Origin of the sequence: Caenibius sp. WL, assembly GCF_019803445.1 — a bacterium.
Lineage (GTDB): Bacteria > Pseudomonadota > Alphaproteobacteria > Sphingomonadales > Sphingomonadaceae > Caenibius.
In genome coordinates, this window is record NZ_CP081844.1 from 211886 (window position 1) to 236681 (window position 24796).

Here is a 24796-nt window from a genome sequence, read left to right on the forward strand (position 1 = left end):
TTTCCGCTCCGCCCGACAGACGGCAACGATACAGAACAGACACGACACAGGGGGACATCATCATGGCCGGACCATCGATTCACAGATTTGCAGGCAGCGCATTCGGGCTGGCCACGCTCGGCGCCGCAGCCGCGCCCGCATTCGCGCAGGAAACGCCCATTCCGCCGGAAAACACCGCGCCGGACACGGGCATTGCCGACATCATCGTCACCGCCAGCCGCATGGGCGAAACCCGCTTGCAGGATACGCCGCTGGCCGTGTCCGCCATCGGCGGCGACACGCTGGCGACGCGCGGCATCACCGATGTGCAGGATCTCAAGGCCTACGTCCCCAGCCTGCAGGTGTCGGACCTCAGCGGGTTCACACAGCTCTATATCCGGGGCGTCGGCTCGAACATCGTCTTCGTCGGGTCCGACCCCAGCACCACGATCCATGTCGACGGCGTCTATATGGCCCGCCCGCTGAGCTATTTTAACGACTTCCTCGATGTCGAACGGATCGAAGTGCTGCGCGGGCCGCAGGGCACGCTGTATGGTCGCAATTCCGTGGGCGGCACGATCAATGTCATTTCGCGCAAGCCCACCGCCGAATTCACCGGCGAAGTGCAGGCGCAGTATGGCACTTACGATACCTATGGGCTCAAGGCCTGGATGTCGGGCCCGCTGGGCCAATCGGGCATCCGCGCCAGCCTGGCCGCCGATATTTCAGGCCACGATGCCTATCGCAAGAACGTGTCCACCGGCAACGACGTGGAAGACGGGCGTTCGCGCGGGGTGCGCGGGCAAGTGCTGGTGCCGGTGGGCGCCGGCGAACTGATCGTGCGCGGCGACTGGTCGCGGCAGAGCGGCGCGCTGGGCCAGTATCCCAAGCTGCTCCGCCCCACGGGGGTGCCGCTCGATGACTCGGTGCTGGGCGATTACAAGAAAGTGTCGATGGATCTCGACAACCGCACCGTGACCAAGAATTATGGCGGATCGGCCGATCTGTCGCTGCCGCTGGCCGACAATGTCACGCTGCATTCGCTCACCGCCTATCGCGAATTTCGCGGGCGGATCGTGTCCGATGCGGATTCCAGCTCCCTCCCGCTGCTGCGCACCACCATCGGCGGCATCCGCCAACACCAGTTCAGCCAGGAACTGACTATCGACGCGCGCTTCGGCCCGGTGCATTTCGTCGGCGGCGGCTATTACTTCCGCGAACGCAACAACGAACCGCTGACGCTGAACATCATCCTGTTCGGCATCTCGCGCATCCAGCGCCCGGTCGTGACGGCGGAATCCTATGCTTTCTTCGGCCAGGCCGATATCGAACTGACCGATACGCTCTCCATCGTCGCCGGGCTGCGCTGGACCAAGGAAAGCAAGCGCTTCCAGTTGGACGATTACTACACGTTCTCGGACGCTGCCGATCCCGATGTGGCGGCGCGGGCGCCCCAACTGGTGGGCGTGCCGGGCTTTTCGGACCGGTATCAGGTCGATGTCCGGCGCAAGGCCGATGCGCTCACGCCCAAGATCGGCATCAATTTCCGCCCGCGCGAAGGCGTGCTGCTCTATGCCTCGGCCACGCGCGGCTTCAAGAGCGGCGGGTTCGACATCGGCACGACCAACGCCGTGGATGCCGCCGCCGGATATGGCCCGGAATATCTCTGGTCCTACGAAGTGGGCGCCAAGACCGATCTCCTTGGCGGCAAGCTGCGCGCCAATCTCAACGCCTTCCTGTACGATTACACCGATTTGCAGGTGCAGAACTATGTCCAGACCGGGCTGACGTTCGGCGCGGTCACGCAGAATGCCGCCACCGCGCGGGTCAAAGGCGTGGAACTGGAACTGATGGCCAAGCCGGTGCGCGGGCTCGATCTGTTCGCCAACATCTCCTATCTCGATGCGCGCTATCGCAAGTATCCCAGCGCGTTCGTCACCCAGTTCGGCAATTTCGATGCCGGGGGCAAACGCATGAACAACGCCCCCAAATGGTCGGCGACATTCGGCGGCGCCTATACGTTCGATCTTGGCCAGAGCGGTTCGATCACCGCCGGGGTCGATGCCCACGTGCAATCGCGCGTCTATTTCACCACGGCGAACGACGGGGTGCAGGGGGTGACGGGCTATCCCGAACAGCAGCGCAGCTATGGCCTCGTCAACGCGCATCTGGCGTGGGTCAGCGAATCCGAATTGTGGAAAGTGGTGGTGTCCGGCTCCAACATCCTCGACAAGGAATACATCCTCGGCACGGCCAATTACACGGCGGCGATCGCCGGGCGGCCGGGGCGGCCACGGGTGGTCACGGCCACGCTTTCGCGCCGGTTCTGAACTACTCGGTATCGGGATGGCGGTACGGGGCGCGCCGCCATCCCGATTTCGGTTACTGCTGGCCCATGCGGCCCAGCGCCGCGCGGTACGACGGCAGGCCCGCCACAATGATCGTCACGATGATCGGCAGCAGCAGCGCGCCCGACAGCGCGATGGAATAGCGGATCGCGTTTTCATCCCCGAAACCGAAATCGGTGATCGCCGCGATAAAGCTCGCACCCACGCCGAGACCGATCAGATTGACGCACAGCAGCGTCAACGCCATCACCTGTCCGCGCAGGCGGCTGGGCGTCACATCCTGGATCGCGGCGATCATCACCCCTTGCGCGCCCTGCCCGATCAGCGTGCCGATGCCCATGCAAAGCAGCGCCAGTTCGGCGGTAGGCATCAGCGGGCCGACAATCAGCGGCACGGCCTTGAGAATCGTGGTCGCCAGCACGATGCGCATATTGGCATCGGCCCGGCCCTTGCGCATCAGCACGCCCGACAGCCAGCCGCCGCCGATGGTGCCGACAGTGCCGCACACCAGCATCACCAGCCCATAGTAGAGCCCGGCCTGCGCAATCGGCATCTGGTATGTCCGCACCAGGAAGGTCGGATACCACAGCGTCACCCCGATGGAGAGCATGCCGATCAGCGAAACCGCCCCGATCAGCATGCCGTAAATGCGCCAGTGGGCGAGGAGATAGGCAATCGTCTGGCGGATGGAAAGGGTATCGCTCTGCGCGGCGCTGGTGGTTTCGCGGCGCATCGGTTCGCGGATGGTCAGCAGCAGCAGCGCCACGATCACGCCCGGCACGCCCACGCTGATGAACACCAGTTGCCACGGTTCGAGCGCGCCGAGCCACGGCAGCACCGCCCCGCCCATCTTGGTGAAATGGGTCAGCAACGCCCCGCCCAGCACCAGCGCCAAGCCCCCGCCGATAGGATAGCCGATGGCATAGAAACTGATCGCCAGCGCGCGGCGACGGGCTTCGAAATAATCGGCGATCAGCGAATAGGCGGTGGGGCTGAGCGTCGCCTCGCCGATCCCCACCCCGATGCGCGCGGCGAACAACTGGCCGAAACTGCGCGCCATGCCGCACAGCATGGTCATCGCCGACCAGAACAGCACGCCGACCACGATGATCCGGCTGCGGCGGTTGCTGCGGTCGACCAGCCGCCCCAGCGGGATCGCGGCGACGCTGTAGAGCAGCGCGAAAGCAAAACCCTGCAGCAGGCTGATTTCGAAATCGCTGAGACCGAGGTCCTGCTTGATCGGGATCACCAACAGCGTCAGCACCCGCGCGTCGATAGCGCTGAAGCAATAGGCGATGAACAACACGCCGACGACATACCAGCGATAGGCGGAACTGCTGTCCCGCCCCGCCGTGTGCTCGCTCGCCGCGCTCTCGTCTGGTGCGTCCGGGCGCTCCCCGATTGCCGTGCTGGCCATGCGCCCGCGCCCTACCAGGCCGAGACCGGATTGCTCCGGTCGAGGATACTGGCCATGCGCTCGCGCAGCTTGTCGTCGTTTTCCGGGCTTTCCGGCAGGAGCCAGAACCGCCCGGCGCGAATGCCGTCGAGCGCGAACGCGGCCACCTCGTCCGGTTCGGTCAGCGCCATCTTGAGCCCGGTGGTCCGCACCAGATCTTCCATCGTCTCGTACGCGGGCTTGTTGTCGTCATTCGCGCCATAATCCTCGGGCCGGTTGCGCTTGGAAGCGAGGATCGAGGTGTTGACCACATGCGGCCCCGGGAACAGCACCGCCGCGCGCAGCGTGCCCCCTTCGCGCAGCAATTGCTGGTGGAGCACTTCGCTCATGCTCGTCACCGCCGCTTTGGATGCGGCGTAGATCGGCGTGTTGGGCAGCGAACGCAGCCCGCCGTTGCCGGACGAGGTGTTGACGATCACCCCTTCTTCCCCGGCGGCCAGCATGCGCGGCACGAACGCCTGGATGCCATAGACGACGCCGAACACGTTGACATCGAACCCCCAGTGCCAATCGTTGGCGGGCAGGGCCCAGAACGGCCGCTGCGCTTCGCCCAGCCCGACCCCGGCGTTGTTGAACAGCAGATGGGCGGCGCCGAACCGATCATACACCGCGTCGGCCAAGGCATTGACGGATTCGGCCTTGGTCACATCCACGCGGATGCCGATGACCTGCGCCCCCGTTTCGCCCGCGATTTCCGCCGCGGTCGTATCGAGGCGGCCCTGGTCGATATCGGCCAGCACCACCCGTGCCCCCGCGGCAGCGAGCCGGGCGCCCAGCGCCCGGCCCACCCCGCTTGCGCCGCCGGTGATGACAGCCACGCGATCGCGAAAGTCGCGCATCAGGCGGCCTTCGCCCCGGCCAGGGCGACATCGATCCCCGGATTGAGCGGCGCATCGTTGCGCCCGACCCAGAACGGCGCGATGTAATCGCCCGGCACCGTGCGCAGGATCTGCCCGCTGGTGTTGGTCGCCCCTTCGACATAATCCATGCTGACGATCCGGCGGATCGGCACATCGACTAGCGGATCGTAGGCCGATTCATGGAACCGGATCTGGCCGTCGAACGCGCGCGAAAGGTCGTAATTGCGCTTCCAGTTGAGCCGGGTCAGATAGACATCGCCATCGAATTCACCCGGCGTGGTGATCGAAGGCAGCCCCTTGTAGCAGTAGAAATATTCCTCGAACGGTTCGGGCGTGCCGTTATCCGCGCCCAGCGTGCCTTCGACTTCGAAATAGGTGATGCCGTGGCGGGTGCAGGTGGCGCGCACATGATCGCCGTTCTTCTCGAACGTGGTTTCGGCCACTTTCTTGGGTTCGCCGAACCGTTCGCGCCCGCTGGTGACGACGCTTTCGCCCTCCATCGCCATGTGGAAGACATAGCCGCCCGGCGTGCCTTCGTAATCGCACATCACGCCCAGCGTCAGCGCGCCGATTTCCATCGTGGTTTCCGGCGTGACATGCATGGCGACATGCGCGAACTGGAGGAAGATTTCCGGCCGCGCCGCCGCGACGAGCGGCCGGGGCAGCATGGCCTTGATGATTTCCGGATCGGTTTCATAAACCGCGCGCACCGTGCGCACCGTGTTGTTCAACCCCGATGTCTGCGGGGCCGCCACCGGCCCCTGAACAAAACGCAGCCTTGCCATTTGCATCTCTCCTTCAGGCAAAATCTTCCCGCCGCGCGAAGCACGATGCCCCGCGCGCATGTCGTCAAACCGGCCCTGTTTTCAGACCGCGACCATCTGCCGCGGCGTGTCCCCATCGACGTAGAACTGTTCGAAATAGCGGCGGAAGCGCAGGATGGGCCCGTCCCCGTCGCACAGCAACGGCCGCCGCCGGTGAATCTTGTGATTCCAGATCGGAATATCGCCTTCGACCCCGCTCTGCCCGCAGGTGTTGGCGATCGCCGCCATCACCGCCTGATGTTCGGGCGAACCTTCGGGCATGTCGGGATAGGTAAAGCAGAAGCGCAGTTCCACCTGATCGGCTTCCACCGGCGTCGCCAGCACCATCAGCGACAGAGTGACCACGCCTTTGAGCTGGGTGAATTTCTGCCCCGCCCCGTTCTGGATCGTCTGCACGCTGGACGGGATGATCTTCTCCGTCCCGTCCGGCAGTTTCACCGTGCGCTGGCCCTGCGCTTCGCTGCGGCGGATATGGCCGTCATAGCTGCTGCTGCCTTCGGGCACGGCTTCCATCTTGTGAACATATTCGAAATGAGCGAAATCGACGCCGTTTTCCGCGATTTCCTGCGGATTGCTGGCGAAGGCCCATTCGCGCCGCACCGGCTTGGCCCAGCCCGGTTCGGTAAAGGGGGCATGCTCGATCACGTCGAACATCGGCTCCACCCCTTCGGGATGATACCAGGCCCAGACCACGCCGTTCTTTTCCGAAACCGGATAGGGCCGCGCCACGGGTTCGCGCTTGGTGATCGGCGGAATCGCCCGGGCATAGGGGATATCCACGCAGAAACCATCGGGCCGGAACGCCCAGCTATGGAACGGGCAGCGCAGCCTGTCGCCTTCCACCGTGCCGCCATGGCCCATGTGCGCCCCCAGATGCGGGCAATAGGCATCGAGCATGCCTGCTTCGCCCGTTTCGGTGCGGAACAGCACCTGATCGCGTCCGAAATAATGCACCGGCCTGACATCGCCCACGGCCAGTTCGTCGCTGTAGGCGACAAAGAACCAGCCGAACGGAATGGACATCGGGAAGCGTTCCAGCATCGCCTTTCTCTCTTCTCTCCTCTGCGGGCCAGTTTATCGCCTGGTCCCGAAAATCTGCGGCGTGGGGGAAGCATATACGCTAACCACCGCTACGGAAGCGCACCCGCAAGGACGCTGCGTGCGTCCTCGTGCACAATCGATTGCTACTGCCGGCCGCGCAGATGCGCCTCCAGCGCGGTCATCGCCGGCTCCATCCACGGGCGCAGCTTGCGGTGTTCGAAGCTCATCGCCAGATGATCGATGAAGGCGCGCGTGGCCGCGGGCATCATGCCGGGCGAAAACACCGCCCACACTTCCTTGTCGTAGAACGCCCATTCGCGGTCGAGCGCGAGCAGCCGCCCTTCGACCAGATCCTCGCGGATCACGCTGATCGGAATCTGCGCGATCCCCAGCCCGTGGCGGGCGGCCGTGGCCAGCGCGATGCCGCTGTTGCTTTTCCATGCCCCGGTCAGCTTGGCGCGGCTGGTGGCGGTCTCATCATCATGAAACAGGAAATGGCCGCCCAGATCGGTCAGGCATAGGTGCGACGCAAGATCGGCCGGGCTGTCCGGCCAGCCGTGCCGCGCGACATAATCGGGCGAGGCGCACAGGCAATAGGACAGATAGCCGAACAGGCGCGCCTTGAGATTGGAATCGTTCAACCGGCCATAGCGGATGATGACATCGAACTGTTCCTGCGCCAGTTCCGCCTCGCGCAGGTAGGCGACGACTTCCATCGAGATTTCCGGGTGCTTCGCGCCGAAATCGGCGGCGATGGCGGACATGAACACCACCCCGAAAACATCGCTGAGCCCCACGCGCAGGCGGCCGACGGGCCGTTCCTGAAACTGGGCGAGCTGCCGTTCGACATCGAGCAGCGAGGACCGCATTTCCTGGCAGCGCTGGTGGAACAGATCGCCCGCCGCCGTCAGCGAAAGCCGCCGAGTGGTGCGTTGCAGCAGCTGCGCACCCACCCGCGCTTCCAGTTCGCTGACCATCTTGCTGACGTAGGATTTGGAAACGCCCAGGGATTCGGCGCCGCCGGTGAAACTACCGGTTTCGACCACCGCGAGAAATTCCTCGATCCCACGCCACGTGACCAATCGCACCTTCCCTTGCAAAGCCGTCGCATGCGCGGCGTTGCGGGGGAGGCTATACGTCTGCTGCCCGAATTGAAACCCCGTTGGCCGCAAATCCTTCCCCGGGGGGCGGGCCAACGGTTTCTTCCCGCCTTCAGGCCGCACGTTTGGCGAACTCTCCCTTGCGCGGGCCGATCCGGGCGGCCAGCGCCCACAGCGCATCTTCATCCAGATCGTCGAACACCTGCAACGCATTGCCCGCGAACATCTTCTGGATATCGGTTTCGGGCAGCCCGGCAAGGCTCGCCCGCATCTTGTCCATCGTGGCGGGCCAGGTGCCTTCCGGGTGCGGATAGTCCGTGCCCCACAAAATGCGGTCGATCCCGATCTTGTAATAGGATTCGGTCGTTTCCTCATCCGGCAGGGCGGAACAGCCGATCCAGATGTTGCGGGCGAAATATTCGCTCGGCTTCATCGTCAGATTCGAATTGTAATCGCCCAGCTTGCCCGAGGTGTGCTTGACCGAAGCCCGGATATCCATGAGTTCGAGCACCCACGGGAACCAGAATTCGCCGCCCGCCTCGGTGAAGCAGACCTTGAGCCGGGGATAGAGTTCGAACACCCCGCCGAAAATCATCGACCACATCGGCCGGGTGAGCCAGAACGCGTATTCCGAAAGGTAAGTGCCGATCCAGCCGGGCTGGGTCGTGTCATAGGCCGGGGCCCCGCCCGAGTGGAAATGGACCGAGAGGTTCAGTTCCTGCAGCAGTTCCCACATCGGATAGTATTTGGTGTGGTTGTACATGGCATACCCGTCGGTGATGATCGGCATGAACACGCCTTTCAGCCCGGCCGCATGCGCCCAGCGGATTTCCTTGAGGTTCTGCTCCACATCGTAAAGCGCGGGGATCACCGCCAGGCCGATGCGGCGCAGCGGATCGTCCTTGCAGAATTCGGCCAGCCAGCGGTTGTGCGCGCGGGCGCCCGCCCATTGCAGTTCGGGTTCGATGCCGAACGGGCGCAGGCCCACGTCCGCGCTGAACGGGGGGGCGTTGCGTTCGGTGATGCCATCGGGGAACAGCACTTCGGCCGCCACACCGTCGCCGTCCAGCACTTGGTTGCGGATCGCCGGGTCCCATGCCCCCGCCAGCCCTTCGCCCACGCGGGCGCGCCACTTGGTGTTGAAATCGTCGAGCAGGAAGCGCTTTTCATGCTCTTCCCGGGCGACGATCTCGCGCTGCACGCGTTCGTCGAACTCCGCGTGGTACTTGCTTTCCAGATAGTCGCGGTAGCGTTCAGGCGGCAGACCTGCATGACCGTCGGACGAGATGACGAGATAGCGGTCCATGGAATTCACTCCTGCTTTTGTCGTTCGGGGCGGCAGCCGGGCTTCGTGCGAGGCGGCCCATGCCCCTTGATTGCGTGGGTCCAGAATACCGCGCCGCCACCGTTTCCCACAAGGCAACCAGCGCGCACATACTATCGCTCACAGGAAACGATCGCCGCTTCGGTCCGCTTCCCCGACAGCCCGGGATGGAACGCGCTCATTGCCAGCAAGCCGCACATTACTGCGCCGAATGCGAGAAAGGGGAGCGCGGGCTGCCATTCGTAGAGCCCGACCGCCAGAGTCGGCACCGCCACGATGGATGCCCCGGCAATCGCCGAAACCGCGCCCGCCACGCCGCCCTGCCCGCTTTCGCCCACAGCCAGCGATGCGCCCGCCGTGTACCCGGGCCGGGCAAGGCCATAACCGAAGCTGAGCAGCGCGAAGGAACCGGCCAGCATGGTGAAGCCTGGCAGCACAATAATCAGCACATTGCCGAGAAAGGCGAGCAAACTGCCCCACAGCAGCAGCGCGCGCGGCATCATCCCGCACAGCCCGACCAGGCCCCATTGCGCGATCAGCCCCGCCACCGCCCCGGCGACCATGACAATGCCGATGGCGCTCTGCGCTTCGGCGGGCGGCAGGCCCATCCGGTCGATCACGAGAAAGCCGAGCGTATAAGTGTTGCCCGCCTGCGCGCAGCTCATCGCCAAGCCGTAGATCAGATAGGGGCGCACCGCCCGGTTGGACCAGATCGCCCAGCCCCCGCTGCTGCCGACCGTCGCCACCGCCTCGCCCCGGCTGCGGTCGGACGGCAGGCCGATGGCGACGGCGATGAAAATCGCCACCCCTGCCAGCGCGAACACGAACATCGGCCCCGACAGTCCGAGATAAGGCAGGATCAGGAACGGGGCGACGGCCGGGCCGAGAATGGTGCCGAGGCTGAGCGCCCCGCCCAGCCCGGCAATCGCGCGCACGCGCTGCTGGCCTTCGGTCCGTTCGGCGACATAGGCCTGCGCCGCGGCGGCCGAAGCCGAACCGAACATGCCATAAGTGGAGCGGACGAGGAGGAAGCCGACGAACGTGGCGAAAGCGGCTGTCAGCCCCTGCAAGCCCGCCAGCACCACCGCCCCACAGCCGAGCATGGAAACGATGAACCCGCCGACGCCGATCAGGATATGCTGCTTGCGTCCCTTGCGGTCCGAACGCGCCGCCCACAGGGGCGAAGTGATCGCCCACATCAGCGCGGAGAGCGAGAAGATGCTGGCGATCAGATAGTCCGAAATGCCCAACACGCGCCCGGCGGCGGGCATCACGGAAATCAGCCCCATGTTGCCGGTCCCCGTCGCCAGAGTGGTGGCGAACAGGGCGGCGAAAGCAAAGCCCGGCAAAGCGCGCGGGGCGGAAACAGCATTCATGACATCACATCCGCCGCCGGCGCGGCCATCCCGGTCGCACCGATATCAGAACTTGAGCTTCACATCGGCCCCGAAGCTGCGCGGATCGCCCCATTGCCGCACGGTGAAAGCGGTCAGGTTGATGCCGCTGGTCCAGTATTTCTCGTCGGTGATGTTCTTGCCCCAGACGGAGAATTCCAGTTCCGCATCGCCGGTCAGCCTGACCCCGGCCAGCGTGATCCGCGCATCGACCAGGCCATAGGCCTTGCGGCGGCTGAGCACGTCGGGCGTGATCGTGCCCCATTGCGAACTGCGCCAGGAATAGTTGACGCTGGAGATCAACTGGAGATCGCCGCCGAGCGCGAGGCGATGCTCCGCCCCCAACAGCACGTTGTGCTTGGGCGCCAGCGGGATCTGGTAGGTGTGCGTCACATCGTCCCCGTTGGGGAGGACGAAGTCCTTGTACCGGGCGTGGAGATAGCCGTAGCCGAAATTCAGCGTCAGCCCATCGACCGGGCGCAGCTGTCCTTCCAGCTCGAACCCGGTGAATTCGGCCTTGCCCGCGTTGATGATGTTGGTCGTCACGAATTCGGGCACGAACACGCCCGCCTGAAAGTCCTTGTAAATGCTGTGATAAACAGCCATGTTCAGGCTCAGGCGGCGGTCGAAGAAAGTGCCTTTGGTGCCCAGTTCGAACGACAGCAGCTTTTCCGGATCATACGGTGTGTTGAACGCGGCGTTGTTTGCCGCCGTGTCGTTGAAACCGCCGCTCTTGTAGCCGGTGGCGACGCGGCCGTAGATGTTCCAGCTCGGATTGACTTTGAAGGTGATGTTCAGTTCGGGGTTGAACTGCGACCACGATTTCTTGTTCCGCAGCGGGATGAGATCGGTCGGCCCGATGCCCCCGTTGCCCGGAATCACGCCCGAAACCGGCCCGCCGCTGGCGGTGATCGGCACCCCGCCCGGCCCGCGTTCGAACACCCCGCTGTTCAGATTCGAAGGATTGGCGGCGAACGTGGAATAGGCGAAGAAGCGTTCCCACACATCGCGCGTGTCCTTGGTCCAGCGCAGGCCCACCGCGATATCCAGCTTGTCGTCCGCGACCGGCGGGGTCCAGGTGAACTGGCCATAGCCGGCGATCGAATGGTTGTTCGCCCCGCGCTGGCTGAGATCGTACTTGTTGCCGCCCAACTGGAAATTCCAGCGCGGGTTGTGCACGTTGTAGCGGTCGCGCATGTAGAACGCGCCGATGGTGTATTTCACCCGCCCGGCATCGCCGATAACCTGGAATTCCTGGCTGAACTGGTTGTAATTGTTATCCAGCCGGAAACGCAGCAGATCGAGCGGCGTGCCATCGAAATCGCTGTGGCTGCGGGTCTGCATCTTGCGCCAGGCGGTGATCGATTTCAGCGTCACATCGCCCAGAGCGCCCGATCCCGCATCGTATTCCAGCGTCACCGCATGGCCCGACACCCGGAAATTGTTTTCGTGGACATTGTCCGCGCTGATCGATTTGGGCCGCTTGGTATGCAGATTGGGAAGGATCGCGTTGTACAGCGCGCTGCCCGGCGGGAACAGCGAACCCATCGCGCTGATCGCCAGCATTGAGCCGGTGCCCTTGCTGTTGGTGATGTCATAGACATAGCGGGCGCTGAAGCGGTCGTTCAGTTCCCACAGTACATCCGCCCGCGCCGAATGGAGCCGCTGGCGGCCGAAATCGCGCGAAGGGCCGGTGTTCTTGTAGAACCCGTCAAACTGGCGGCCGGAATAGGAAAACTTGGTCTTGATCGCGCCGAAACCTTCGTTTTCCGTGCCCATGGTCGGCAGGTCGAGCGTGATCCGTTCGTTGTAGAGATCGTGTTCGCCGATGCCGAACATGATCGAACCGCCGAATTCGCCCGAAGGCTTGCGGGTGACGAGGTTGACCGCCCCGCCGATGGTGTTCTTGCCATAGAGCGTGCCCTGCGGCCCGCGCAGCACTTCCACCCGTTCCAGATCGGCGATTTCGAACGCCGCCCCGGTCGATTTGGCGATCGGCACCCCATCGACATAGAGGCCGACAGGCTGATCGCGGCCGAGGCTGGTGTCGGCCGACGGGGCGAGACCGCGAATGGAGATCAGCGGGCCGAAGGTGTTGCCCACCGTCTGGTTGATCTGCACGTTGGGCATGTAAGTGCCGATATTGGAAACGTTGGTCGCCCCGGCGCGCTCCAGCGCCTCGCTCCCCATGGCGGAAACCGAAATCGGCACGTCGATCAGGCGTTCTGCGCGCCGCTGCGCGGTGACCACGATATCCTCGTTGCCCACGGCACTGGTGCCCGCAGGCTCCTGGGCATGGGCGCCTACGCCCCACGTGGCCGTGGCCGCAACAGTCGTCAGCAAGATAAAGCGCGCGCGATTCATCACAATCCTCCTCCCGATCGGCGGGGATCACGACAAGCCAAGCCTGCGCGAGTGTTGCTCCCCTGCCCGGTGCTGCGGTTTCCGCAGTCGTTTGAATATCTCTTGTCCCCGGGCCGAACGGCGTGCCTGCCGCCTCCAGAGGTGATGCGCCAATCCTTGCCGAACGGACTGGCTTCATCAAGGGCACAACAAAGATCAGACTGTTTCCGTGGAGCAACAAAAGGCCGCCACTCCCGGCGCCGATCCGCCTCTTCGCGGGATGGCCTGTTCATTCAACAAGACGAAAGCTTGAACCGTGTAGCGGGGCGGATAAAATAACCGGCACCATATCCGGCGGGCTTTGCCATGCCGCCGTCCAGGAAGGCCAGATTGCGGAAACTTTTCGGTCGGAACCACGAAACCGACATCCCCACCCCCGCGCCGGACGCCGCCCTGCCCGACAGCGCGGCGCCGCTGGAAGCGCCTGCCCGCACCGGGCGCAACTGGCGCAAGCGGGCGGTGCGCATCACCACCGTTGTCCTGTTCCTGTTCATTCTGCTGGTCGGGTGGCTGGCGGTTACCGCGCCGCTGTCCAAATCGTTGAAGCCGGTATCTCCGCCGCAAATCACGCTGCTCGCCGCCGACGGCACGCCGATCGCGCGCAACGGGGCGATTGTCGAACAGCCGGTGCATGTCGCCACGCTGCCGCCGCATGTCGTCCGCGCGTTCCTGGCGATCGAGGACCGGCGGTTCTATTCCCACTGGGGGATCGATCCGCGCGGCATGGCCCGCGCAACATGGAACAACATGACCCGCGGCAGCACCCAAGGCGGCAGCACGATCACCCAGCAGCTCGCCAAATTCACGTTCCTGACTCCGGAGCGCAGCCTGACCCGCAAAGCGCGCGAAGTGCTGATCGCCTTCTGGCTCGAAGCCTGGCTGTCCAAGGACGAGATTCTCGAACGCTATCTCTCGAACGCCTATTTCGGCGACAACACCTATGGCCTGCGCGCCGCTTCGCTGCATTACTTCCATCGCCAGCCCGAAAAGCTGACCGAAGGGCAGGCCGCGATGCTGGCCGGGCTGATGCAGGCGCCTTCGCGCTATGCCCCGTCCCGGCATTTCGAACGCGCCAGCAAGCGGATGCGGGTGGTGCTGCAGGCGATGGTCGATGCCGGTTACATGACTTCGGCCCAGGCCAAGGCGGTGGCGACCCCGCGCCTTGACGTGCGCAGCAGGAACGATCTCCCCACCGGCACCTATTTCGCCGACTGGGCGCTGCCCGAAGCGCGCAAGCTGGGCGATGGCGGCTATGCCCGCGAAACTCTGACCACCACGCTGGATTCCCGCCTGCAGGCGATTGCCCGGCGTGTCACCAGCCGGGCGCAGGTGCACGGCGCGCAAGTGGCGCTGGTGGCCATGCGGCCCAACGGTGAAGTGGTCGCCATGATCGGCGGCAAGGATTATGCCGCGTCCCCGTTCAACCGCGCCACCCAATCGCGGCGCCAGCCGGGATCGACCTTCAAGCTGTTCACCTATGTCGCTGCGCTGAAGCAGGGCTGGACGCCGGATGACATCATCGCCAACACCGCGATCGAGAGCGGCACTTACCGGCCGCAGAATGCCGGCGGCCGCTATTCGCCGTCGATCACGCTGGAAGACGCGTTCGCCACGTCGAGCAACGTCGCCGCATTGCGCCTGTTCAACGAAGTGGGTGACAAGGCGGTGATCGATACCGCGCGCGATTTCGGCGTTACGGCCGCGCTGCCGCGCGGGGATTCCAGCCTCGCGCTGGGCACGGCGAGCATGAGCCTGCTGGAGCTGACCGCCGCCTATGCCGGTATCGCCAGCAATCGCTATCCGGTGGTGCCACGTGCGTTCAAGGCCGAAGAAGCGGGCTGGTTCGATTGGCTGTTCAACGGGCCGCGCAGTCTGTCCGCCAACAATCACGACGCGATCCAGCGGATGTTGCGCCGGGTGGTGACCGACGGCACCGGGCGCGCAGCGCGCCTCGGCGTGCCCAGCTATGGCAAGACCGGCACCAGCCAAGACAATCGCGACGCGCTGTTTGTCGGCTATACGAAGGATCTGGTCGTCGGCGTGTGGGTGGGCAATGACGACAACACGCCCCTGCGCGGTATTTCCGGCGGCGGCGCACCGGCGCGCATCTGGCGCGATTTCATGCAGCAGGCCACGGGCAAAAGCGCGCCGCCAGCCAGGAAGCGGGTCGATCCGGAAGGGCCGGTCCAGCCGCTCGACCTGCCCGGCGCAGCGGAAATCCCCCTGGGCCAGAGCAGCAGCATCCGCCTGGAGGATGGGCAGGCGGTCATTTCCACCGACATCAGCGGCATTCCCATCGATGTGCATGTCGACCGCGATACCATCCGCGTCAACACCGACGCCCTGCCCGGTGGGGGCGGTTCCATCCGCACGCCGCGTGTCGAGGATATACCGCGCCCCGGCGGTGCTCCGCCGCCGCCCGCCGAGACGCCCGCCACCCGTGGCAGCGGCGCCGGCGGCCCGTGATCGCACCCTATCCGGGGTGGCGCAGCAGCCCCCCTTCGGCGCGCAGGGCCGCGCCATTCGTGGCGGAGGCCTGCGGCGAACAGGCATAGACGATCATGCTGGCCACCTCATCCACCGTGGCGAAACGGCGCAGCAGCGATGTCGGCCGGATCGCCTGCAACAGGTGGCTTTCCGCCTCTTCCACCGGCAGTCCGTTCTGCGCGGCATAATCGGCGAAGAAGGCATCGGCATTGCTGGATGCGGTGGGCCCGGGCAACACGCTGTTGACGGTCACCCCGGTGCCCGCCGTCAGTTCGGCAAGGCCCCGGGCCAGCGCGATCTGCGCCGCTTTGCTGACGCCGTAATGAATCATGTCGGCCGGAATGTTCAGCCCCGATTCCGACGCCACCAGCACGATCCGGCCCCAGTTACGCTCCAGCATGCCCTGCATGAACTGGCGCGCCAGGCGCACGCCCGACATCACGTTGATTTCGAAATGGCGCTGCCAGTCGGCATCCTGCGTATCGAAGAACGCCGTCCAGTCGAACGTCGCCGCGTTGCAGACGAGGATATCGAGCGCACGTTCCCGCCGCGCCGCCTGCGCCGCCCCGTCCGCGCTGGCGATATCGGCGACGAGGCCGCGAAACGCGCCCGCCGGAACATCGCGCCGCAGCGTAGCCAGCGCATCGTCCACCGCTTCCTGCGTGCGGCCGTTGACGATCACTTCCGCCCCCGCATCGCCCAACATCCTCGCGGTGGCATAACCGATCCCCCGGGTCGATCCCGTGATCAATGCGGTGCGGCCGTCCAGCCTGATATGCATCCTCATATCCCGTCAGTGTATGTGTGTGTGACTGTTCTCCCGCCACGCTCGCACATGTCGCGGCGGGCCGCAATTCCCGGCCGGTCCACCTAACGGACGTTGAGCCCCAGTTCGCGCAGCAATTGCCCGGCCTGCCCGGCGGAGATGGTGGCCCCGCGAAACAGTGTGGCATCGGCCAGCTGGAAGCCGCCGAGATCGGCGCCTCTAAGATCGGCCGCTTCGAACCGCGCGCCCGCGACCAGCGCATCGCGCAAGCTGCAATCGTCGAACACCGTTTCGCGGAAATCGCATTTGCGCACATCGGCCAGCGCGAAATCCACTTTCACCAGCCGCTGCCTGCGGAACGACAGGCCCGCCAGGCGGGCATTCACCAGCAGCGTTTCCTCGAACCGCAGGTCGAACGTCTTGGCGTCGGAAAAATCGGCCCCGGTCAGCTTGGATTGCGCGAAGACCGCCGATGACAGCACGGCATAGCGGAAGTTGCCGTTGTTGAAATCGCAGGCCGTGACGGTCGCTTCCGCCAGATCGCAACGGCTGAAATTGGCGAACGGGCCGCGGCAGGATTGCCAGCGGCTGCCTTCCAGTTTGGCGGCGGTGAAATCGGCGCGGCGGAACTGGCACCGTTCGAACACCCAGCCGCTCAGCACCAGATGGCTGCAATCCACCCCGTCCAGATCGCAATCGGCAAGGCGCGCCGGGCCTGGGCCTGCCGCAAGCCGTTCGATATCGGCGCGCGTCAAAGTCTGCCCGCTGAGCGTGCGGTCGGGGGAAGGATCGGTTTGTACCATCCCCGCGCTCTACCCCGCCCTGCCGGACAGGCCAAGCCACGGTATCGTTCAGGCGGCCATCAGCACGCGGCCGAACGGGTGCGCCTGTTCGGCATAACGGTGCGCGGCGGCGGCTTCGGACAGGGGAAACACCCGGTCGATCGGCATGCGGATTGCGCCCGCCGCCATCTGCCGCAGCAGATCTTCGACAATCGCCTGCCCACGCGGCGTGCCCATTTCACGGCCGAACAGCGTGCCATGGCAGGTGAGGCTCTTGGTCACCATGTCGGTGAAATCGAGACAGGTGCTTTCGCCGCTGGCGATCCCGACCATGAGATAGCGCCCCCGGTAACGGATCGCGCGCATCAGTTCGGCCATGGCCCGCCCGCCGGCGATATCCATCACCATGTCGACGCCCTTGCCATCGGTCAGCGCCAGACAGCGTTCGGCGATGCTTTCCGCCGCATGATCGATCGTTTCCGCCGCGCCATATTCGGCCAGCCGCGCGCTGCGCCCGGCCCCCGAAGCGGTGGCGATCACCCGCGCCCCAGCCTGCGCGGCCAGCTGCACGGCGGCAATCCCCACGCCGCCCGCCGCGCCCTGCACCAGCACGGTTTCCCCCGGTTGCAGCCCGGCGAATTCGAACAGCGCATCATGCGCGGTGCCGAATGTCGTCGGCACGGTGGAGGCCATGGCCATATCGATCCCGTCGGGCAGCGGGAAAGCATGGCGCTGGTCCACCGCGAACAGTTCCGCATGGCTGCCGAACCAATGGAAAGCGCAGACTTTCTGGCCAACGGCCACGCGCGTGACCTGTTCGCCAATCGCAACCACCGTGCCCGCGGCCTGATAGCCCACCACATGCGGGCCGTTCGCGGGCGGGGTCATCCGGCGGCTGATCAGATCGCCGCCTTCGATCGAAACATACGCAACTTTGACCAGCACCCCGGTGGGGCCGATGGCCGGATCGGACACTGTGCCCCAGGTCAGAACGTCGGGATCGCCGTTCCGGGTGTAGATGGCGGCTTGCACGGATCATTTCCCCCAAAGACAGCCGCACAGGCGGCATTCGGCCCCATTCAATCGAACAGCCCCGGATTTGGCAAGCTGCCCATTCGCGCAGGTGGTGGCGACTATCCGCCACGCATGCCTATTCCCGCAGCAGGCCGATGGCGTGATCGACCAGTTGCGCGATCTGCGCATCGCCCGGCGCCGCGCGACGGACGGCGACATGAAAGACGATGCTGCCGACCAGCGTGTGGAACGCGAAATCGCGCTTTTCAGAGGCGATCCCTTCGGGAAACAGGCGGTCGAATTCGCGGAAGTAATAAGCCTGTTCCCGCTGCTGATGGCGCTGCAACGCGGCGGCCAGTTCCGGATGGTGCGGCATGCTCACCATGATGCTCAGCATCGCGGGCCCGCGCGGCGCGGCCATATAGGCGCGCAGCGCCGTGGCATGGGCGATCAGCGCATCGCGCGGGGCCATGCCTTCGCCCGTCACCGGTTCGAACAGGCGGGCCGTCGCGCCCAGCGCCGCTTCGACCAGCTCCGCCTTGTTGGCAAAGCGGCGATACAGCGTCGACCGGCTGCACCCGGCACAATCGGCGACCGCTTCGAATGTGAAAGCTTCGTAGCCCTTTTCCGCCAGAATCCGCCACGCCGCCTCGCGGATGGCTGCGTCCTTTTCCGCATCGCGCGGGCGCCCGCGCCCCCGCGCCTGTTGCTCTGCGTTCACCCCGGTCATCGCCTCTCGCCGCTTGCCGCACGGTCACATAAATCTGTCACATAATATCGATACACGCCCGTCCCGTAAATCACCATCGTATTGAGGGACTCACTCGTGAACAAGAATCTCCTGCTGCTTTCCAGCGCGCTGTCGTTCGTCTCCGTTCCCGCTTTCGCGGCGCAGGACACGGCAAGCGACACCGCAGCCGATGCCAGCGGTAACGCGGCCGATATCGTCGTGACCGCGCAAAAACGCGAACAGCGCATCACCGATGTGCCGATTTCGATCAGCGCCTACAACGGCGCGTTCCTGGAACAGATCGGCGGCACCGAGCTGAACAAGGTTTCGGCGATCACGCCGGGCTTCGTGATCCAGTTGCAGGACAAGTTCGCCCCCGGCTTTTCGGTGCGCGGCATCACGTCGAACGACTTTTCGCCCCAGTCCGAACAGCGCGTCGCCGTGTTTCAGGATGGCGTGGCGGTGACGCAGACCGCATCGGCCTATGGCGAACTGTTCGATATCGACCGGATCGAAGTGGAAAAGGGCCCGCAATCGACCTTGCACGGCCGCTCCGCGCTGAACGGCGGGGTGTCGATCTTCCAGAAGCGGCCGACCGACGATTTCTCGGTCGAGGTAAAAGGCGGGATCGGCAATTACGATTACTTCAGCGCGCAGGGCGTGGTGAACCTGCCGATCGGCGACACGCTGGGCATCCGTTTCGGCGCGCTGAAGCGCAAGCGCGACGGATTCGTGAAAGACAGCGACGGCAGCGGCACGTACAACGCGGTCAATGCCGAGGCCTATCGTTTCGCGGGCAAGTGGGAACCGTCGGAGGCGTTCAGCTTCAATCTGATCGCCACTTACGATGTCGATCACACGAAGGGCGGCGTGCCGTTCAAGTCGCGTACGTTCCTGCCGCTCGACCAGAAAACCGGGACGGTGGCCGGCGACATGAAATTCTGGACGCCGACCCATCTCGACACGTTCGGCACGCTGCCCGATCCCTACTTCAAGCGGAAAATCCTCGGGATCAGCGGCACGGCCGACTGGCGCCTGAACGACACGCTGAGCCTGACCTCGATCACCGGCTATCGCTGGTACGACGCCTGCCAGTCGGGCGACAACGACGGCACGCCGACCAATCTCATCGCCTATCACCAGTGCAACGACGGCAAGCAGATTTCCGAGGAACTGCGGCTCAATTTCTCCGATCTGGGCATTTTCGAAGGCTTCGTCGGCGGCAGCGTGTTCCACGCCAGCAACGGCATGAGCATGGAAATGGGCTATGACGAACGCGCCATGGCCCTGTTGCTGAGCGGGACGCTGCAACAATTCGCGCCCAAGGGCCTGACCAACGCCCAGATCAACGCTCTGCTCGGCCCGGCCGCCGGCACGTTCAAGGCCTTCCATCTCGATCAGCAACTGACCGGCGCGAAAATCACCACGTTCGATCTCTTCGCCGATGTCACCGCGCATCTGACCGACCGGCTCGAACTGTTCGCGGGCGGGCGGGTGACCTGGGACAGAAAGAAGCTCACCCTGCAAGGGCTCACCCCGCTCGGCCCGTCCTCGCTGACCGGCGGCGGGCTGTTGCTCAAGCCCACACCCGATGGCGCGGTGCTGCGCGGCAGCAATTCCTCCAGCATCGTCACCGGCCGCGCGGGCCTGCGGTTCACACTTTCGCCCAACGTCAATCTCTACGCCGTCTATGGCATCGGCAAGCGGCCGGAAGTGCTGCAGCTCAACCCCACCACCCCGTCGCAACTGATCCCGGCCGAAACGCTGAAATCGGGCGAAGCGGGGATCAAGTTCCGCCTGCTGGGCGGCAGGCTCGTGGGCGATGCCTCGGTGTTCTACTACAAGTACAGCAATTTCCAGACGCTGGGCCTGAGGAACGGCATCGTCGCCACTGTCAACGCGGGCAAGGCCGATGCCTATGGTTTCGAAACACAGCTCAGTTATGAAATCACGCCGGGCATTTCGATCTTCGGCAGCTACGGCTTCAATCACGGCCGCTTCCGTGCCGGGCTGTATGACGGCAACCGGTTCCGCAACAGCCCGGATCACAAGTTCGCCATCGGCGGCAATTTCGAAGCTCCGCTGGCGGGCGGCACGATCGGTTTCGCCCCGACGTATAGCTGGCAATCGAAGATGTTCTTCTTCGAAGACAACGACCGGCTCGATCTCCAGCAGCGCGTGCCCGCCGCCTATTCCGACCGCGTGGTGGACGAATATCAGAACGGATTCGGCCAGCTGAGCGCCCGGATCACGTTCGCGCCCGAAAACAAACGCTGGTCAGTTGCGCTGATTGGCGACAATCTGACCGACAAGAAGCATCTGGTCGATGCGGGCAACACGGGGGACTATTTCGGCATTCCGACTTTCATTGCCGGCTCGCGGCGCACCGTGCGCGCCGAATTCGGGCTCGCATTCTGACACAACACAACACGACAAGGAGAGATTTGATGAGTTCGTTTATGCAGTTCACGCGCCGCGCGATGATGGCCTGCGCGCTGTCCGCCGTCGCGATCGCCGCGATCCCGCTGCCGGCCTTCGCCGCGGATGACAGCTTTACCATTGCCGTGATTCCCGACACGCAGAATTACATGGATTACATGCATCAGAAGGCGGAAGGCTTCCCCTTCGATGCCAACGAACAGTTCTTCGCCCAGATGGCCTATATCGCCGCCAACGTGGAAAGCGCGGGCGGCGATATCGCCTTCGTCACTTCGCTGGGCGACGTGTGGCAGCACCAGACGCTGCTGATCGATCCGGCCCATGAAAAACGCGGGTTCAAGCGGGCGGTCAATCCCTTCCTGGACAATCATTTCGCCCCCACCGAAAAGGTCAAGACGGTGGAAATGCCCGCCGCGCGCAAGGGCTTCGAAATGATCGCGGGCAAAGTGCCGTTCTCGGTCGTGCCGGGCAATCACGATTATGACGCGATGTGGACCGATTCCAACCATCCGCCCGCCAAGGAACTGAAAAGCATGAACGATATCGGCATGCTGCACGCGGGCGGGCTCAACAATTTCAAATCGGTCTTTTCCAACAAGTCGGACTTCTTCAAAGGCAAGAGCTGGTACGTCGCCAGCCATGACGACGGCGCCGACAGCGCGCAGATCTTCACCGCGGGCGGCTATCGCTTCCTCCACATCGGGCTCCAGTTCGATGCGCCCAACGCCTCGCTCGCCTGGGCGGCGGAAGTGATCAAGAAGTATCCCGGCCTGCCGACGATCGTATCGACGCACGATTATCTCGACACCAGCGGGCAGCGCCTCGCCAATCCGATTATCGACAACGCCGCGATCGATCCGGAAGACAACAACCCGCAGATGGTGTGGGACAAGTTCATCAGCCAGCACGACCAGATTTTCATGGTGCTGTGCGGCCACGAACATGCGCAGGCTTTCCGCGTGGACGACAACCGCTTCGGCAACAAGGTCTATCAGATCCTTTCGGACTATCAGGCGCGCGGGCAGACCGCCAAGGACGCCGGGGTCAAGCTGCAATATGGCGAAGGGATCGGCGATGGCTGGCTGCGGCTGATGACGTTCGACATGGCGCCCGCCACGCCTTCGGTGCAGATTCGCACCTATTCCAGCCATTACAAGCAGCTCAGCAGCGAAACGCCGCAATACGTTTCGTGGTACAAGGCGGAAGAAAAGCCGCACCTGAGCGACGAGGACTATCTCAAGGGCGACGAGTTCAAGATCGATCTCACCGATTTCCGCGCCCGTTTCGACAAGACGGCACGCGTGGCGAAAGCGGCGCAATAAACCCCACCGCTTAGAACAGGGTGCGATCATCGGCCATGATCGCACCCTTTTTGTTGGGGTACGGAATTATTTATCGGGCGGCAGACGGCAAAGCCTGCACGCAGCCACACACGCCCCTCTTGTACTTGGCCGCCAGTCGCGTAGTCCTTGCCGCCAAACCATAAACAACGCCGACGCACCGATGGCGGCGAACGACAGGAGAGTGCAAGCACATGGAAGGCATCAAGGACAAGGCGGTTATCGTCACCGGCGGCGGCTCGGGGATCGGCGCGGCGATCGCCGAACATTTCCACGCGGCGGGCGCGCAGGTGGTGATCGCCGGGCGCGACGTGGCCAGGCTGGAAGCGCAAGCCGCGAAAATGGCCGATCCCGCGCGGGTGCGCCACACCCAGGCCGATGTCGGCCGGATCGAGGATATGGAAGCGCTGATCGCCTTCTGCCTGGAACAGTTCGGGCGGCTGGATGTGCTGGTCAACAATGCCGGTTCGGGGATGCTCGGGCCGATTGCCGATATCGATCCCGCGGTGTGGCGCCATGTCATCGCCACCGATCTCGATTCCGTGTTCTACGGCGCAAAATTCGCGATTCCCCATCTGCTGAAAACGGGCGGATCGATCGTCAACATCTCCTCCATCTGCGGCGTGGCGGGCGATCCGGGGTTTGCCGCCTACAACGCGGCCAAGGCGGGCGTGATCAATTTCACCCGCTCGCTGGCGCTGGAAATGGCCGACAAGGGCGTGCGCGCCAACACCATCAGCCCCGGCCTGATCCGCACCCCGTCGACCGAACAGGTGCCGCCGCCCTCTTTCGCCGGGTGGGAATCGCTGATCCCGATGGGCCGCGCGGGCACGGTGGACGAAATCGCGAGCATGGCGGTGTTCCTCGCCAGCGATGGGGCGAGCTATATCACCGGGCAGAATTTCGTGGTCGACGGCGGCATCACCGCCCACACCGGCCAGCCGCATTTCCTGCGCTATCACGCGATGGGATAAGCCCGCCGCGCGCCATCGGCCCCCTGCCCGCTCTTGACACCGCCCCCATGCGGAATCACGGTTCGCAGGGCAGGCCGCATGGCGCCAGCCGGGCAAGAGGCCAACCGTGAAAGGGGATAATCCATGACAGGCCAGTTTGGCGCGAAATCGACAACCGACGAGGTGCTGGATGGCATCGCCCTGGGCGGCAAGCGCGCTCTGATCACCGGCGTTTCGGCCGGGCTGGGCGTGGAAACCGCGCGGGCCCTGGCGGCGCGCGGCGCCGCCGTGGTGGGCGCGGCGCGCGATCTCGCCAAAGCGGAAGAGGCGACCGGCGGAGTCCGCGCGGCGGCGGCGGCCGGTGGCGGCACCTTCACGCTCGTCGAACTCGATCTCGCTTCGCTCGCCAGTGTGCGGGCCTGCTCCGACCGGCTGCAGGCCGATGGCCGCCCGTTCGATATCGTGATCGCCAACGCCGGGGTCATGGCGACGCCGTTCGGCCACACGCAAGACGGGTTCGAAACCCAGTTCGGCACCAACCATCTCGGCCATTTCCTGCTGATCAACCGGATCGCCCCGCTGATCGCCGATGGCGGGCGGGTGGTGATCCTGTCGTCGGGCGGCCACCAGATCAGCGATGTCGATCTGGCCGATCCCCATTTCGCCAGCACGCCTTACGATCCGTGGGTCGCCTATGGCCGGGCGAAAACGGCCAACGCGCTGTTCGCGGTGGGGCTGGACAAGCGGCTGCGCCAGCGCGGCATTCGCGCCTGCTCTGTGATGCCAGGCGCGATCCACACCGATCTGGGCCGCTACATGACGCCGGAAACGGTCGCCGCGCTGCTGGAAAGCGTCAAGACATCGGGTTCGGGCAAGCTGGAATACAAGACCGTGCCGCAAGGCGCGGCGACATCCGTCTGGGCCGCCGCAGTGGCCGATGGCGATGCGGTCGGCGGGCGCTATTGCGAGGATTGCCAGATCGCGGAAACGGCCTCGGCCAGCATCACCGGCGGCGGTGTGCAGCCCTATGCGCTCGATCCCGAAAACGCCGAACAACTCTGGGCAAAGAGCGAGGAACTGGTCGGCGAACGGTTCTGACCACGCCTGCCGTTTCATCCAATCTTACCGTGCGGCGGCGCATGCGAGTTGACGCAGAACAGCCCGAAAGTGCGCCGCCCCTACCCCTTGGCGGGGAGGCCGCAAACGGCGCGGCCCATAACATAGCATCCTGAAAAACAAGGGTATCTTACCGAGACCAAGGCAGTGACGGAATATCCCGCACACACACGCGCCATACATGGTGTGTGACTTTTCGCGCCGGTATCCTGATACCGTCCGGGTGGCACATGGCGGCTTGGAGCATAGTCTGCTCCGCCTCGTAATCACGCCGGGGGAATCGGAATGAGCGGGATGTCTGCGCTGGGTCATCGCACAGGATAAGCCACGTTTCGCGCGTGTAGGAAAGGTCAGTCTATCGCGGCCCCCGCGAAGGGCCGATAGACCTGCCCCGCTTCCGAAGTTGCGCAGGCATTCCGCCCGTTGAGCGCATATTTGCA

The 24796-nt window shown here is 64.6% G+C and carries 18 protein-coding genes; 6 read left to right on the forward strand and 12 right to left on the reverse strand.

All coding sequences use genetic code 11. The features are described from left to right. Positions 1 to 62 precede the first annotated feature (62 nt). Entirely contained in the window at positions 63 to 2309 is a 2247-nt protein-coding gene (locus K5X80_RS01120) for a TonB-dependent receptor (protein WP_222559044.1), read from the forward strand. 52 nt (positions 2310 to 2361) lie between these two features. Here K5X80_RS01120 and K5X80_RS01125 read toward each other — a convergent pair whose 3' ends face one another. The 8 genes from K5X80_RS01125 to K5X80_RS01160 form a co-directional block, all read right to left on the reverse strand. Beyond that, entirely contained in the window at positions 2362 to 3744 is a 1383-nt protein-coding gene (locus tag K5X80_RS01125) for an MFS transporter (RefSeq protein ID WP_222559045.1), read from the reverse strand. An 11-nt stretch (positions 3745 to 3755) separates the two neighbouring features. Next, positions 3756 to 4622, reverse strand: coding sequence for an SDR family NAD(P)-dependent oxidoreductase (locus tag K5X80_RS01130; RefSeq protein ID WP_222559046.1), 867 nt, complete (start codon positions 4620 to 4622; stop codon positions 3756 to 3758). Beyond that, positions 4622 to 5428 carry an acetoacetate decarboxylase family protein gene (locus K5X80_RS01135; RefSeq protein ID WP_222559047.1) on the reverse strand — a complete coding sequence of 269 codons (807 nt, stop codon included), beginning with the start codon at positions 5426 to 5428 and terminating at the stop codon, positions 4622 to 4624. Before K5X80_RS01135 ends, K5X80_RS01130 begins: the two co-directional genes overlap by 1 nt. Positions 5429 to 5509: 81 nt before the next feature. Then, positions 5510 to 6508, reverse strand: coding sequence for an aromatic ring-hydroxylating oxygenase subunit alpha (locus tag K5X80_RS01140; RefSeq protein ID WP_222559048.1), 999 nt, complete (start codon positions 6506 to 6508; stop codon positions 5510 to 5512). Positions 6509 to 6651: 143 nt separating this feature from the next. Continuing rightward, on the reverse strand, positions 6652 to 7596 hold the full coding sequence (locus K5X80_RS01145; RefSeq protein WP_222559049.1) for a LysR family transcriptional regulator: 945 nt from the start codon (positions 7594 to 7596) through the stop codon (positions 6652 to 6654). A gap of 124 nt (positions 7597 to 7720) precedes the next feature. Continuing rightward, positions 7721 to 8914 carry an amidohydrolase family protein gene (locus K5X80_RS01150; protein WP_222559050.1) on the reverse strand — a complete coding sequence of 398 codons (1194 nt, stop codon included), beginning with the start codon at positions 8912 to 8914 and terminating at the stop codon, positions 7721 to 7723. Positions 8915 to 9045: 131 nt separating this feature from the next. Then, positions 9046 to 10308 (reverse strand): MFS transporter, encoded by a 1263-nt coding sequence (locus K5X80_RS01155; RefSeq protein WP_222559051.1) that lies wholly within the window; start codon positions 10306 to 10308, stop codon positions 9046 to 9048. Between the two features lie 45 nt (positions 10309 to 10353). Then, positions 10354 to 12690: a TonB-dependent receptor gene (locus K5X80_RS01160; protein WP_222559052.1), complete on the reverse strand. Its 2337-nt coding sequence runs from the start codon at positions 12688 to 12690 to the stop codon at positions 10354 to 10356. A gap of 369 nt (positions 12691 to 13059) precedes the next feature. On the opposite strand from K5X80_RS01160, the gene K5X80_RS01165 reads away from it, so the two are divergent. After that, positions 13060 to 15195, forward strand: a complete 2136-nt coding sequence (locus tag K5X80_RS01165) for a transglycosylase domain-containing protein (protein ID WP_222559053.1) — start codon at positions 13060 to 13062, stop codon at positions 15193 to 15195. A 7-nt stretch (positions 15196 to 15202) separates the two neighbouring features. Here the strand turns inward: K5X80_RS01165 and K5X80_RS01170 are convergent, their stop codons facing one another. The 4 genes from K5X80_RS01170 to K5X80_RS01185 form a co-directional block, all read right to left on the reverse strand. After that, positions 15203 to 15997 carry an SDR family NAD(P)-dependent oxidoreductase gene (locus K5X80_RS01170; protein ID WP_222559054.1) on the reverse strand — a complete coding sequence of 265 codons (795 nt, stop codon included), beginning with the start codon at positions 15995 to 15997 and terminating at the stop codon, positions 15203 to 15205. 89 nt (positions 15998 to 16086) lie between these two features. Continuing rightward, positions 16087 to 16785, reverse strand: coding sequence for a pentapeptide repeat-containing protein (locus K5X80_RS01175; RefSeq protein WP_222559055.1), 699 nt, complete (start codon positions 16783 to 16785; stop codon positions 16087 to 16089). Between the two features lie 48 nt (positions 16786 to 16833). Continuing rightward, positions 16834 to 17796 (reverse strand): quinone oxidoreductase family protein, encoded by a 963-nt coding sequence (locus K5X80_RS01180; RefSeq protein ID WP_222559056.1) that lies wholly within the window; start codon positions 17794 to 17796, stop codon positions 16834 to 16836. Between the two features lie 118 nt (positions 17797 to 17914). Beyond that, positions 17915 to 18508 (reverse strand): TetR/AcrR family transcriptional regulator, encoded by a 594-nt coding sequence (locus tag K5X80_RS01185; protein WP_222559057.1) that lies wholly within the window; start codon positions 18506 to 18508, stop codon positions 17915 to 17917. Between the two features lie 96 nt (positions 18509 to 18604). Between K5X80_RS01185 and K5X80_RS01190 the strand changes: the two genes are divergently transcribed. The 4 genes from K5X80_RS01190 to K5X80_RS01205 all read left to right on the forward strand — a co-directional run bounded on the left by K5X80_RS01190 (position 18605) and on the right by K5X80_RS01205 (position 24338). Next, positions 18605 to 20926 carry a TonB-dependent receptor gene (locus tag K5X80_RS01190; RefSeq protein ID WP_222559058.1) on the forward strand — a complete coding sequence of 774 codons (2322 nt, stop codon included), beginning with the start codon at positions 18605 to 18607 and terminating at the stop codon, positions 20924 to 20926. 29 nt (positions 20927 to 20955) lie between these two features. Next, positions 20956 to 22269 carry a metallophosphoesterase gene (locus K5X80_RS01195; RefSeq protein WP_222559059.1) on the forward strand — a complete coding sequence of 438 codons (1314 nt, stop codon included), beginning with the start codon at positions 20956 to 20958 and terminating at the stop codon, positions 22267 to 22269. Positions 22270 to 22481: 212 nt separating this feature from the next. After that, on the forward strand, positions 22482 to 23261 hold the full coding sequence (budC, locus tag K5X80_RS01200) for a meso-2,3-butanediol dehydrogenase (RefSeq protein ID WP_222559060.1): 780 nt from the start codon (positions 22482 to 22484) through the stop codon (positions 23259 to 23261). 123 nt (positions 23262 to 23384) lie between these two features. Continuing rightward, complete coding sequence (locus tag K5X80_RS01205; RefSeq protein WP_222559061.1) at positions 23385 to 24338, forward strand: SDR family NAD(P)-dependent oxidoreductase; 954 nt, start codon at positions 23385 to 23387, stop codon at positions 24336 to 24338. The last annotated feature ends 458 nt before the right edge of the window (positions 24339 to 24796 follow it).